We start from the raw sequence: 13,792 nt of genomic DNA on the forward strand, positions 1-13,792 counted from the left end.
TTTATTAACCAATCCAGTTCATATACAGCGCCAATTGTCCAAACGCTGCGGCTAGCAAAATACTAAGAACCACGCGCTCAAACCAAATAATCACCATTTTACCAACAGAGACTGGGATTTCGGTCGCCAGTACACAAGGTATCATGGCTGAGAAGAACAGTACGCTGCTAATAGAGATGACCCCTGCCACATAGCGCGTCAGTATATCTGCGTCACTTAGCAACAGGGCTGGCAAGAACATTTCAGCCAATCCTGCTGACATTCCTTTGGCAGCGACCAGAGGCTCTGGTAGGCCGCCAAGCCATGTAAATGGATAAAGAAGCAAGCCTAACGCATCGAACACTGGCGTATATTTTGCTAATAGTAATCCGGTTAAGCCAACAGCTATGATAGAAGGCACAATAGCAGCGGCCATCGTCAGACCATCACGAAAATTAGACCATAAAATTTGTTTGAGGTCAGTTGCTTGACGAGAAGTAGACAAACCCAAATCAAATGCTGCGGCTAGTCGTTTACCTCTTGCGTGATCGAGGGTTGGACGGTCAACCTTATCATCAAAAAGACTAATAGGCGGAATTCGAGCGGTGATCGCAGTGACAATAAAGGTAATCACTAGCGTAGACCAAAAAAACACATTCCAAAATTCCATTATCCCAAGCGTTTTGGCCACAATCACCATAAACGCTGCTGATACCGTCGAAAATCCAGTCGCGATGATAATGGCTTCACGCGCTGAATATTGCTTTTGTAAGTACACGCGATTGGTAATGAGTAGACCGATAGAGTAGCTACCGACAAAGGAAGCGACGGCATCAATCGCCGATGATCCGGGAGTTTTCCAAATAGGTTTCATAATGGGCTGCATGAGCACACCAACCATCTCGAGCAAACCAAAACCAACCAAAAATGCTAATATCAATGCCCCGATTGGTACAATCATACCGACTGGTAATGCCAGTTTTTCAAACAAAAATGGCAGCATGTCGGCTTCCATCATGAAGGCAGGCGCAGCGCCAGCAACATACATCACCGCCAATATCAGACCGATGACTTTAAAAGTGGTCATAATCATATGAGTGATATTCTTATTCCACGAGCCGTCGATAAATGGTTTACTCACGCCATAGAGCATAAGCAAAAACAATAACGTCACCGACAGAGTATGCTGCTGAGTAACCAAATAGGTCGCGCCATGATCGAACAAAATCGTGCTTTTTTCACCAATGGTAAACGGCACAAAAAACATCACCAGACCGATAGCGCTAAAGGCAATGAGCTGTATCAGTGCCACAGGGGTCGAGAGCAGTTTTTTCGACGATGTCTTCGCATTGTCATCGTGCAGACTAGATGTTGTATTTTGCTCAATCATATTATCCTCCTTGATAAATTGGCGGTTATGTCCTTATGTCAATTCATCGCTCATAAGGGCAAGGAACAAACTATTTAATCATTGGCAGGTTTAGACCGTAATCCTTCGCAGTCTTAATCGCTAACTCATAGCCTGCATCGGCATGACGCATAACGCCTGAACCGCAGTCATTGACGAGCACTCGTGACAAGCGTTTGGCTGCGGCATCTGTACCGTCTGCAACGATGACCATGCCTGAATGCTGCGAGTAGCCCATGCCGACACCGCCGCCATGATGTAGTGATACCCAAGTGGCACCGCCTGCGACATTGAGCATACCGTTCAATAGCGCCCAATCAGATACCGCATCTGAGCCATCTTTCATACTTTCTGTTTCGCGGTTTGGACTGGCGACAGAACCTGTATCCAAATGGTCACGGCCAATTACGATGGGGCCTTTTAGCTCGCCGTTTTTGACCATTTCATTAAATGCCAAACCTGCTTTGTCACGCTCACCAAGCCCTAACCAGCAGATACGCGCAGGCAAGCCTTGGAACTGAATATGCTCTTTTGCCATATCGAGCCAGCGATGGATATGCTGATTTTCAGGGAACAGCTCTTTGATTTTTTGATCGGTCTTGTAGATGTCTTCTGGATCACCTGAGAGCGCGACCCAGCGGAATGGACCTTTACCTTGGCAAAATAGCGGACGAATATAGGCGGGGACAAAACCTGGAAAATTAAAGGCATCTTTTACGCCTTCATCAAACGCCACCTGACGGATATTATTACCGTAATCGGTCGCTGGGATATCCATCGCTTGCAGATCCAAAATCGCTTGGACGTGTACCGCACAAGATTGAGCAGCGGCTTTGGTGAGGGCTGCGTGTTGCTCTGGATCTTCTTGAGCAGCCTTCCATTCTTCAACCGTCCAGCCGCTTGGTAGATAGCCATTGATCAAATCATGCGCTGAGGTTTGATCGGTGACCAAATCAGGCTTCATGCCACCAGCGTTAGCGCGTTTAACCATTTCAGGCAAGATATCTGCGGCATTGCCAAGTAGGGCAATAGAGACGGCTTCGCCCGCGGCCGTATGTTGTTTGATTAACTCATAAGCATGGTCAAGATCGTCTGCTTGCTTGTCGACATAACCGGTACGCAAGCGGAAATCGATACTTGACTGCTGACATTCGATGTTCAATGACGTTGCGCCTGCAAAGGTAGCCGCTAGTGGCTGCGCGCCGCCCATACCCCCAAGTCCCGCAGTCAAAATCCAGCGACCTGCCCAGCTACCGTCATAATGCTGACGACCCGCTTCGACAAAGGTCTCATATGTCCCTTGCACGATGCCTTGCGTACCGATATAAATCCAGCTACCTGCCGTCATCTGACCGTACATAAACAAGTCTTTACGATCGAGCTCATTGAAGTGCTCCCACGTCGCCCAGCGCGGTACAAGGTTTGAGTTGGCAATCAAGACACGTGGTGCATTTTCATGAGTCTGGAAGACACCAACAGGTTTGCCAGATTGTACCAATAACGTCTCATCGTCTTCTAACTCTTTGAGTGATTCTAGGATTTGATCATAACTTTCCCAGTTACGGGCAGCGCGTCCGATACCACCGTACACAACGAGGCTTTTTGGATTTTCTGCCACATCAGGATGTAGATTGTTTTGTAGCATGCGATAAGGCGCTTCGGTCAGCCAGCTTTTACAATGCAACGTGCTGCCTGTAGGCGAAGCGATATTTCTGCTTTCATCACGGCGGGTAAGCTTATTGTTGGTTCCATTTTCAGTAGTCATGGTCATATCCTTGTGATAGGCAATAGGGCAATAAATTAATCAAAGTCAGTGTTTTACAGTCAGTCTATACATTCAGCGAAATATAGATTAAACGAAGCAGATTTTTTAGTACCGCTGTAAAGTTGTATATACAAATTATCAAAGTTTATTTTTTCATGCAAGCAATTTTTTATAAATGACTTAATTATTTTTGTGAGGGTTTTGGTATATAGACAGAAGTCAGGGTGTTTTGCCAAGGTTCATGACGTTATCTCGTGATATTATGGCGCTACTCTTATTGGTGAAATTAACGGTTAAAAACGGACATGACAAAGACAATTCCGGCATATCAGCGGATTAAAAATGCGATATTGGACAATATTCACTCTGGTAAATGGCAAGCGGGCAATGCAATTTCTACAGAAATGGCGTTGGCAAAAGAATTTGGCGTATCTCGCATGACGGTCAATCGCGCCCTGAAAGAACTAAGCGAAGAGCGAGTATTGGAGCGCCGGCAAGGATCGGGAACGTTTGTCGCGCAGCAGCAGTTCAATCATACCTTTGTAGAAGTGCGTAATATCGCGCAGGATCTAAAATCTGCCAATCGTGATTATCAGGCACAAGTGGTGAGTAAGCGTGTACTTACTGCTGCGATGTTGAACGATGAATTACGGCGTAAATTTGATATTGATGAAGTAGCTGTGTCTTCTAATACAAGCGCTAACACAAACGCTCATACAACCATAATGGATGACAGTACGGGCGCAGATAGTAGCAGCGATACTCCTGTTTTATACGAGGTAAAAATCATTCATTTTGCGGATGGTCAGCCCATACAGTATGAAGAGCGCTGGGTGGATGCGAAGAAGGTGCCAGAATTTATTGAGCAGGATTTCAGTGTGGTCAATACCAGTGATTACCTCATTGCCAAAATTCCACTGGAGCGCGGTAGTTATACCATTCGTGCACTAGCGGCACCAGATGAGATTGCCGCGCTACTGCAAATCGCACCGCAGTCGCCGACATTGGTATTGCGTCGTCAGACTTATTCAGCAGGTCGAGTGTTGACCTTTGTGACGATGTGGCATGCCGGTGATCGCTATCAATTCTCAGGTGAACTATAATAGTCTTACGCATGCTCACTGTTTTTGTACGTTTATTCTTTCTGAAGTGCGCTAGTATATGAATGAATAGCTATTTAATCGGCAATCATAATATTAAGACCTGCCTAAAAAATGTCCAAAAATTCAAAGATAATATAAAAACAGTATTGAAAAATATGCTGAGCATCCTCAAATCGAGCAGCCAAAGCTAAATAATGCGGCGCAAATACTTTATTATAGTATTTGCCTGTGCTGGTCTTATCCTTATTTGTTGCTATGGTTTTATTGGCACGACACCTTTTTTGCATTATTCATTCACTCTTATAAGGACGTCTTATGAAACGTCGTACTCTTTTAGCCCTTGCCGCCAGTACTATGCTACTTGCCGCTTGTGGTCAGTCTACTACCAATGAAGCAGAAACCAATGCGACGGACAGTGCCGCGACGGGTGGCTCTGATTTGCTGCAACGTATCAATAATGGTGGCACCATCAACGTCGGTACAGAGGGTACTTATCCACCATTCACCTATCATGATGAGAGTGGCAAGCTGACGGGCTATGATGTCGAAGTGACACGTGCGGTTGCGGATAAACTAGGCGTAGACGTCGAATTTAAAGAGACCCAGTGGGATGCTATGCTGGCTGGTTTAGACTCAAAACGCTTCGATATGGTGGCCAATCAAGTAAGCTTGACCACGCCTGAACGTTTGGCAAAGTATGACAAAGCCATGCCGTATAGCTGGTCAGGTGCTGTTGTTTTAGCACCGACTGATGACAATCGTTATAGCTCGTGGGAAGGTTTAAAAGGTCTGCGTACTGCACAGTCGCTCAGCAGTAACTATGGTGAGCTTGCAGAACGCTACGGCGCAGAAATCGTCCCTGTCGATGGTATGGCGCAAGCGATTCAACTGGTTAAGCAAGATCGAGCTGACTTCACGATGAATGACAATTTGGCAGTGTTGGATTATCTAAAAAAATTCCCAGATGCAGCACTTGAGATCAAACTGACAGCGCCTGCTAGTGAGCAGACTGGGTCAGGTCTAGTGCTCATAAAAGGTGATGATGAAGTCGTGGCAAAACTGAATGAAGCAATGGCCGCATTAGCAGCTGATGGGACGCTGACCAAGCTTAGCGAAGAGTTCTTTGGTGCTGATATAAGTCAACAGAAATAATGCTAGCGTCTATTACGTCAATGTTCACTGATTTATTGGCATTATTGCCATTTATGGATCCTGCGCGGGCGCAAATTGTCATTGATTCGTTTTGGCCAATGCTCAAAGGCGGTATCTATTATTCGATACCGCTGGCATTGATCTCATTTGCGATTGGGATGATGATTGCATTGACAGTGGCATTGATTCGTATCGTTCCGCGTGCCAGTTGGTTTCATGAGGTTATTTACAGACTTGCCCGTATTTATGTGTCCGCCATTCGCGGTACGCCAATGCTTGTTCAGTTATTTATTATTTTCTACGGCTTGCCGAGTATTGGCGTAAAGCTTGATCCCTTTCCTTCAGCAATTATAGCCTTTTCGCTCAATATTGGCGCTTATGCATCGGAGACGGTGCGTGCCTCGATTTTGTCCATTCCGAAAGGACAGTGGGAAGCAGGCTCAACCGTTGGCTTGACGTATCTACAGACATTTCGTCATGTGATTTTGCCACAAGCGCTGCGCGTGTCGGTGCCGCCGTTATCCAATACCTTTATTAGCCTAGTAAAAGACACGTCTTTGGCGTCATTGGTATTGGTAACCGAGCTATTTAAGCAGGCGCAAATTATCACGGCACGTAACTATGAGTTTATGTTGGTTTATACCGAAGCGGCCATTATTTATTGGGGTATTTGTCTGTTCTTGACCTTTATTCAAGGTAAGCTTGAAACCAGGCTTGATCGTTATGTGGCAAAATAAACCCTTGATAATTGAGGCAGTATAGGATGGTAATACCGCGTCGATAAGCGTGTGTTATTAGCAAATAGATATCAGTACAACAGGAAGCTTTATGATTCAAGTCACTAATATTCACAAAGCTTTTGGTGGCAATCAAGTGCTTAAAGGCATCGACTTGACCATCGAAAAAGGCAAGGTAGTGGTGATATTAGGGCCGTCAGGGTCTGGTAAAACCACTTTTTTACGCTGCTTGAATGCGCTGGAAATTCCTGATCAAGGCATCATTGCTTTTGATGATGGCAGCTTAACGGTTGATTTTGCTACCAAGCCTAAGAAGAAAACGTTGCTGGCGTTGCAGCGTAAATCAGGCATGGTATTTCAATCTTATAACTTGTTTCCACACAAGACCGCGATTGAAAACCTAATGCTTGGGCCGACGGTGGTACAAGGGCAAACTAAGGCGCAAGCCCGTGAACAGGCACTGGCATTACTTGATAAAGTAGGGTTATCAGATAAGGCAGATCTGTATCCGTTCCAATTGTCTGGTGGTCAGCAGCAGCGTATCGGCATTGCTCGTGCACTGGCGATCGAACCGTCACTATTGCTGTTTGATGAGCCGACTTCTGCCCTCGATCCTGAATTGGTACAAGATGTACTGGGAACAATGAAGCAACTGGCATCTGAAGGCTGGACGATGGTCGTTGTCACTCATGAGATTAAATTTGCTCGTGATGTGGCAGATCATGTGGTGCTCATTGAGGATGGCCACGTGGTCGAAGAAGGCAGTCCTAAGCAGATGTTCGAATTGTCTACGCATCCACGTACGCAGGCCTTTTTGCAGCGTATTGAACAGTAATGAGGTAAAAAATTACCGTCTTCATTGAGTTTCTATCGTCGTAAATCCTTTACTTTAATCAATTTTAAAGCACTTGGTTAAGTTTTTAAACATTTCGAAAGATACTCAACAAAAAGCCCCAATGATAATGTCATCGTTGGGGCTTTTTTCGTTTGATAACAATGGCAACAGGGCTATTCAAAATTTTTGAAGAGTGCAGACTAAATTCTTTGTCGTCTTTTTAGCCAGCGTGGTACGCGAGTGGCGGTACCGTTTAATATTGCATTAAATAAAGCTGCCAGTAAGATTAACACCACGCCCACATATTGAATCCAAGATAAGGATTGATGCAGTAATAATATCGCAAGGGCAATGGCGGTCAATGGTTCAAAAATCGTAAATACCGATGCACGAGTGGCAGGTAATTTCTCTAACGCTTTCATATAAAGCGCAAAAGGGACGACGGTTCCAATCAAAGACAATCCCAAAGCATAGCCCCAAGTATGTAAAGGTAAGCTCATTAACTGCCCATAGGTTTGATAAGTTTCAGGTAATAATAGCAGTACACCGGCACTGATGATAATAGAGGTAAAAAACACCAAAGGCGCAGGGTGTGCATCGTGCATCGCACGCTTGCCGAGCACCCCGTATAAGGAATAACACACGCCTGCTAGCAGTCCCAGTAAAATACCCCAGTTGACTTGCGCCTGCTCGCCTAGCATCGTCAAGCCGACACCAAATACTGCCATGAGCGCCAATAATGCCGACTTTCGAGTAATGGATTCATCAAGCAAGAATGCCGAAAACAATAAGCTAAAAACAGGCGCAGTATAAAGCAAGGCAACCGCAGGCCCAGCACCGACATAAATCACAGCAAAAAAGTAGCATACCGACATACCAAGTACGCCAATCAAAGACTGCAATGCCAGTCCAAGCCACTGCTTTCGACGAAGCTTGATAAGACGCGGCCATAATTTCGGTAGCATAACAAGAATAAGAAAAGCAGCGGTCACGATACGTAAGATCGTAATCTGCCAACCACTAAAGCCAATTTGATTGAGGTAGGTTGAAAATATCCCTAACGTACCCCAGCAGACCGCCGCCGTGATGATTTGAATGGTGCCTATCCATGACTGCCGCGCTGACATTACGCCATCGGTGTTTGCCATATCGCTCTCTATTTTTATGTGATATCAAAACCCATGCCCAAACTCAAAACCTCAAACTGTCCAAGCCTTTTAGCTAATGGCATCATACAATACTGACATAAGAAAAAGACAACCCGAGTAAGGGCTGTCTTTTGTTTGTTTTTTTAGTCTATCATTAAAGCGTTAATTAAGTACTAACACAAGTCAGTTCGGCATAAAAATCAATTTATTTAAATTAGAGGCACGCTTGTCTTTAGCTTACTATCCTTTGGGGTCATATCCCCAAACTTAAGCATCATGACTTACAACTGTAGCAAAAAATTCGTCAGCAAGCGTTTGGCACCTTCAGTTGCAAATGACTCTGGATGAAACTGTACGCCTTGAATGGGATAGTCTTTATGCTGTAGTCCCATAATCTCATCACCTGCTAGCGCTGATTCGGTCAGGTTTAACTGAGCATGAGCGTCATTGGCGACGACGGCTGTGACAGCCAAGCAATCTGGTAGGCTGTCTGCTTTTACCATTAATGAGTGGTAGCGCATGATTTCTATCTCTTGTGGCAAGCCTTGATAGACACCCGCGCCATCATGGCGAATCGATGAGACCTTACCATGCATCGGTACACCAGCACGTACTACGTCACCGCCAAATACATGGGCAATTCCTTGCATACCTAAGCAAACACCCAGTAGCGGTGTCGTCTTACCCATGACCTCAATTACTTCAGCACAAATACCGAAGTAGGCAGGATCATCAGGTGCGCCAGGGCCAGGTGAGATAATGATTCTATCAAGATTCATTGCCTGCACATCTGCTAACGTTATCTCATTATTACGTTTAACCATGACGTTTGCGGCTTTATCATTGTCCACCGTCTGTAAGATCTCACCGATATATTGGTAAAGATTAAAAGTAAAGGAGTCGTAGTTATCTATAATTAAAACATTCATTGGTTATCAACTCTTTGGCAAAATATAAGCAATTTACGGGTTCATAAAACTGTCTAATACCACTTTCATGGCAGACAATTTACGCTGAATTTCTAGATATTCATCAGCAGGATTGGAGTCATAAACATTACCGCCGCAGGTTTGCGCATAGGCAGACTCGCCGTTGATGAATAGGCTACGAATAGGAATGGCAAAAATACAATCACCATTGAAATTAAACGATCCAAGCGCACCACCATAAGCACCGCGTCCATCTGGTTCTAGCTCGTTGATGACTTTAATCGCTTCAACTTTTGGCGCGCCTGACAAAGTACCCGCGGGGAAGTTGCTGGCAAGGGCGCTAAACATATCTTCATTAGGATGCAAAATCCCGACGATCTCAGACGAGATATGTTGCACGTGTGAGAAGCGTTTGATATCCATAAGGCTACGTACTTTTACAGTACCAAATTGTGCCACACGGCCAATGTCATTGCGGTGCAGGTCGACCAACATATTGTGCTCGGCAATCTCTTTAGCATCATTTAATAAGGCGCGGGCAAGCTTACGATCTTCGACAACATTGATTCCGCGTTTGGCTGTGCCTGCCAGTGGATAAGTTTCCATCTCACCTTGACGCAAGCGAAATAGCAGCTCTGGTGACGCTCCAATGATGCATTGCTGAGCAAATTTCATAAAATACATATGCGGCGACGGATTGACCGACCGCAATTTTTCATAAATGGGCATCTTGTCGCCGGCAATGTGATACTTAGATTTAAAGCCAACCTCACATTGAAAGATACGCCCTGAGATGATGTCTTCTTTGACTTGCATAACGACTTTGGCATGCTCTTCTTGACTCATGCCATCACCCAAAAACTCAACCGTAGGCGGCTCATAGCTTGGAATTGGTTCATCAAGTAGGGCTTTGATTTGCTCGATGCGATTGTCTTGCTGCGCGGTAGGATAATAAAAATAGAAAATCTCACCGGTCATCTTATCGAGCGTTAGACCATCCAAATAGACACCAAATTTAAACGGTTCAAAGTCGTCGCTCGGCTTAGCATTGAGACTGTGTTCAAAGAAATTGACACTGTCGTAACCCAAATAACCGACGAGCCCACCGCTTTGGTCGCGAGCAATGACGTGCTGCGGCGTAATTTTACGCAGTAGCTCGTAAGGGTTATCAGTCTGATAGTGGCTAGTCTCAGCGGTTTTATTATCAGTAATCGCGAGGGTTGTACGATCAAGGGCAGCAATAGTCATCACTGGATCAAAACCAATGGCATGATGACGCGCCATATGTCCATCTTCGCCCAGTGATTCGAGTAAATAACAAGTCTCAAAAGCGTGCTCAATACGTTTAAACAACGCAAAGAAATCAATATCCTGCGTGAGTTTAATACGCTGTGGTTTACTAGGAATATCAATATCAGCAGGTTGGCTAGGTTTTGAGTTAGGAGAGGTCATAACAATATCCAAATTGGTTCAATGATTGATCAAATAAGAAGAGAGTAGATTAATATAATATTTTTCAATAAGTTAAGCATCTTGTATAGGTGTGCTTTCTCTATGAGTCGTTAATAAGGCACTCACATCGTGAACTTGCATGGCTTTAGCGCCGCGCGAGACGGTAGCAATACCGACACCTAGCTGTTCAGATATCTCGCGCTGGGTGACACCGCGCTCAAGTAAGTCAAAAATGCGGATACGATTGGCAATTTCCTGCTGCTCTTTTTCTGTCAATAGCGCACTGAATAGCAGGTCGATAGCGGCGCTGTCATGACAACTGGCTAAATGGCTTAATAAGCTTTGATAAGGGTCTGTGCTCATAACATTCATCTTAATAGAAAAGAAAAAGGATGCTTACTTCGTTTCAGTATTCTAGTATGATAGTACATAAAAGGCAAGTAGCCTAGGTAGATGTTTTGCTGTCGCTGCTAAATGGTTACTGTTTTTTGGAGGATGATTATTTATATAGGGTTGACCCTACATTCACAATAAAGCCAGCTAATCTTTATTAACTGGCTTTATGAATGGTTAATAGCTCGTTTGCAGATCCTAATTAAACGGCAGATTGCTCACTGGCAAGCTCAATTTGCACCTGCCAATCTTCTATCTCCAGCTCATAACAGTTTTTGCCTTCGCCATTGATACGATCTATCACCAAAAAATCAGAGTCACAACCGAGGGCAAGTAGCGGATGATGCCAGACATTGGCATCGTATTGCACACCTTGATGAGATTGGACATAAAACACGGTCAAATCATCCGCAGACTGTGGCGGCGCACCAGCAGGCGCAACGATGACGATATAATCCTGACCATTCATTGAGAAAAACGCTTGCGTGCCAAACGGGTGATATTCCATGACCGATAAGGCAATAGGAAATTCACGCTTTTTGGCGCGAAAGATACTCATGCCGACATCGCCGCCGTCAAGTTTTGCTTCAGCGATGGCGTGATGGCGACAGGCATAGCCTTTATTGATATGGTAGCTATTTTCAGGCGTCTGCGCTTCCTTGTCATAGGGCTCAATTACGGTGCCGTAGGGCGCAAACTCAGCTTTGGTTAAAGGTCTTGCAACGATCGTAGTCTTCATAAGAGTACTCATGACTTTGCCTTACTTTTGGTGATCACTATTTATAATTGCTATGAGCCACTTTGCCATAAGCCCGTACGCGACTTAAACCACCATCTGGGAATAAATGACATACTCGAATTAATGATTATGCCTCTAGATTGCTCATCGTTCTGAATGCTTTGTTGTTCTAATTGTTATTATTATTGCGCATGGCTTATCGTGCTGGACGAATAAACGGCATATGACGGTTCACATCTTTATAGAGCAAGTATCTAAATGGACCAGGACCACCGGCGTAACAAGATTGTGGGCAGAATGCGCGTAACCACATAAAATCACCTGCCTCAACTTCTACCCATTCACCATTTAAGTGATAGACGGCTTTACCTTCTAGGACATACAAACCATGTTCCATAACATGAGTTTCATCAAATGGAATCACGCCACCTGGCTGGAAAGTAACGATATTCACATGCATATCGTGACGCATATCAGACTGCTCGGTAAATCTGGTGGTTTTCCAAACGCCATCCGTACCCGGCATCTCAATTGCTTCAACATCATGATCGCTTGTTACAAAGGCTTCGGGCGCATCAATACCCTCTACAAATTGATAAGCTTTGCGAATCCAATGAAATTTAACGTGCTTGTCGCTATTGTTTTTTAGCGTCCATTTGCATTCCGGCGGTAAGAAAGCATAGCCACCCGCTTCAAGATGATGCGCTTCGCCTTCAATAGTAATATCCATTTCACCTTCAACAACAAACAATACGGCTTCTGCTTTACTATCCAGCTCAGGCTTTTGAGAGCCGCCATTTGGTGCCACTTCAACGATATATTGTGAGAAGGTTTCTGAAAAGCCGGTCAAAGGACGTGCAATCACCCACATCCGCATACCTGTCCAAAAAGGCAGGTAGCTAATAACAATGTCGGTTAGTACACGTTTGGGAATGATCGCATAAGCTTCGGTGAAGATAGCGCGATCAGATAGTAGCTGTGTTTGTGGAGGCAATCCGCCAGTTGGTGCGTAATAAGTACTCTTTGTTGACATTATTGATGTTCCTTAGTGGTGTTGAGCCTCGATAAATTTGTGTCTAAACTTATGGTTACATCCAGTTTGCAGTGTTATCGGCTGTAGCTGGATGGTTTTTATACCAGTGTTTGGCAATGTCATCACGGCGGCATACCCACACATCGGGCTTGCTAGTGATATATTGCAAAAACTTTTTGAGGGCAATGATGCGGCCTGCGCGACCAATGATGCGGCAGTGCAGACCGATGGTCAGCATTTTGGGTGTGTGTGCGCCTTCCTCGTATAAGGTATCGAAGCTGTCTTTTAAGTATTGATAAAAAGGCTCGGCGTTGGTAAAACCGGGGCTTGAGGCAAAGCGCATGTCATTGGTTTCTAAGGTATAGGGAATGACCAAATGCGGCTTACGAGCGATTTTGTTACCGTCTTCTACTTTGACATTGAGCCAGTAAGGCAGTTCATCCGCATAAGAGTCGGAGTCATAAATATAGCCACCTTGTTCGGCGACTAACTCACGAGTATTCGGGCTATCTCGTCCCGTGTACCAACCAAGGGGTTGACCACCGATCATACGCTCGAATATTTCAGTGGCACGGCGCACATGCTCGCGCTCGGTTTCGCGGTACATATCTTGATAAGTAATCCAGCGTAGACCGTGGCTAGCGATTTCGTGACCATCTTCTAATACTCGTTCGATAATGTGCGGCGTCTTTTCAGCAGCGGCGGCGCAAGTGAAGGTAGTAATCGGCAAACCGTATTCTTTAAAAGTGTCCAATACTCGCCAAACACCCACACGGCTACCATACTCAAAGGCTGACTCAATCGACTGATGGCGATTGTTAAATTCTGGCGTACCCAAGACATCCGATAAAAACCGCTCTGACTGAGCATCGCCATGGATGACACTGTTTTCTGCGCCTTCTTCGATATTGAGGACGAACTGCACAGCAATTTTGGCACCGCCTGGCCAGTTGGCTTTTGGTGGCTTGTCAGCATAGCCTTTTAAGTCACGAGGGTAGGTATCTTGATTGAAATCGCTGATTATTTTTTTACTCATTGTCAATATATCCTAGATAAACTAAAGCAAAATAGGGGTGAGCAAGAGGGGGTATTTTTTATACCTGAATTAGGACGTGTCCT

General features: G+C 44.9%; 13 protein-coding genes. 4 read left to right on the forward strand and 9 right to left on the reverse strand.

Going from position 1 to position 13,792, the window contains the following annotated elements:
* Positions 1-4 precede the first annotated feature (4 nt).
* Positions 5-1,369: a YjiH family protein gene (locus tag JMX93_RS03850; protein ID WP_499203908.1), complete on the reverse strand. Its 1,365-nt coding sequence runs from the start codon at positions 1,367-1,369 to the stop codon at positions 5-7.
* Between the two features lie 70 nt (positions 1,370-1,439).
* Positions 1,440-3,152: a urocanate hydratase gene (gene hutU, locus JMX93_RS03855; protein ID WP_499203909.1), complete on the reverse strand. Its 1,713-nt coding sequence runs from the start codon at positions 3,150-3,152 to the stop codon at positions 1,440-1,442.
* A 305-nt stretch (positions 3,153-3,457) separates the two neighbouring features.
* On the opposite strand from hutU, the gene JMX93_RS03860 reads away from it, so the two are divergent.
* The 4 genes from JMX93_RS03860 to JMX93_RS03875 all read left to right on the forward strand — a co-directional run bounded on the left by JMX93_RS03860 (position 3,458) and on the right by JMX93_RS03875 (position 6,979).
* Positions 3,458-4,255 (forward strand): UTRA domain-containing protein, encoded by a 798-nt coding sequence (locus JMX93_RS03860; protein ID WP_499203910.1) that lies wholly within the window; start codon positions 3,458-3,460, stop codon positions 4,253-4,255.
* A 315-nt stretch (positions 4,256-4,570) separates the two neighbouring features.
* Complete coding sequence (locus JMX93_RS03865; protein ID WP_193011739.1) at positions 4,571-5,407, forward strand: amino acid ABC transporter substrate-binding protein; 837 nt, start codon at positions 4,571-4,573, stop codon at positions 5,405-5,407.
* Complete coding sequence (locus JMX93_RS03870; protein ID WP_287045581.1) at positions 5,407-6,144, forward strand: amino acid ABC transporter permease; 738 nt, start codon at positions 5,407-5,409, stop codon at positions 6,142-6,144. The genes JMX93_RS03865 and JMX93_RS03870 overlap by 1 nt, the downstream gene beginning before the upstream one ends.
* 91 nt (positions 6,145-6,235) lie before the next feature.
* Positions 6,236-6,979 carry an amino acid ABC transporter ATP-binding protein gene (locus JMX93_RS03875; protein ID WP_193011738.1) on the forward strand — a complete coding sequence of 248 codons (744 nt, stop codon included), beginning with the start codon at positions 6,236-6,238 and terminating at the stop codon, positions 6,977-6,979.
* A gap of 200 nt (positions 6,980-7,179) precedes the next feature.
* On the opposite strand, the gene JMX93_RS03880 is transcribed toward JMX93_RS03875, so the two are convergent.
* The 7 genes from JMX93_RS03880 to puuE form a co-directional block, all read right to left on the reverse strand.
* Positions 7,180-8,127 carry a DMT family transporter gene (locus tag JMX93_RS03880; RefSeq protein ID WP_443509993.1) on the reverse strand — a complete coding sequence of 316 codons (948 nt, stop codon included), beginning with the start codon at positions 8,125-8,127 and terminating at the stop codon, positions 7,180-7,182.
* A gap of 281 nt (positions 8,128-8,408) precedes the next feature.
* Positions 8,409-9,056, reverse strand: coding sequence for an anthranilate synthase component II (locus JMX93_RS03885; protein ID WP_443509994.1), 648 nt, complete (start codon positions 9,054-9,056; stop codon positions 8,409-8,411).
* 33 nt (positions 9,057-9,089) lie between these two features.
* Positions 9,090-10,508, reverse strand: a complete 1,419-nt coding sequence (locus JMX93_RS03890) for an anthranilate synthase component I family protein (protein ID WP_443518347.1) — start codon at positions 10,506-10,508, stop codon at positions 9,090-9,092.
* A 72-nt stretch (positions 10,509-10,580) separates the two neighbouring features.
* Positions 10,581-10,871, reverse strand: a complete 291-nt coding sequence (locus JMX93_RS03895; RefSeq protein WP_443215706.1) for a Trp family transcriptional regulator — start codon at positions 10,869-10,871, stop codon at positions 10,581-10,583.
* A gap of 232 nt (positions 10,872-11,103) precedes the next feature.
* Positions 11,104-11,652, reverse strand: coding sequence for an ureidoglycolate lyase (locus JMX93_RS03900; protein ID WP_499203911.1), 549 nt, complete (start codon positions 11,650-11,652; stop codon positions 11,104-11,106).
* A gap of 184 nt (positions 11,653-11,836) precedes the next feature.
* Positions 11,837-12,673 (reverse strand): bifunctional allantoicase/(S)-ureidoglycine aminohydrolase, encoded by an 837-nt coding sequence (locus tag JMX93_RS03905; RefSeq protein ID WP_198331762.1) that lies wholly within the window; start codon positions 12,671-12,673, stop codon positions 11,837-11,839.
* Between the two features lie 55 nt (positions 12,674-12,728).
* Positions 12,729-13,709 carry an allantoinase PuuE gene (gene puuE, locus JMX93_RS03910; RefSeq protein WP_193011732.1) on the reverse strand — a complete coding sequence of 327 codons (981 nt, stop codon included), beginning with the start codon at positions 13,707-13,709 and terminating at the stop codon, positions 12,729-12,731.
* Between the last annotated feature and the right edge of the window lie 83 nt (positions 13,710-13,792).

Source organism: Psychrobacter muriicola 2pS, from assembly GCF_904846535.1.
Taxonomy (GTDB): domain Bacteria; phylum Pseudomonadota; class Gammaproteobacteria; order Pseudomonadales; family Moraxellaceae; genus Psychrobacter; species Psychrobacter aquimaris.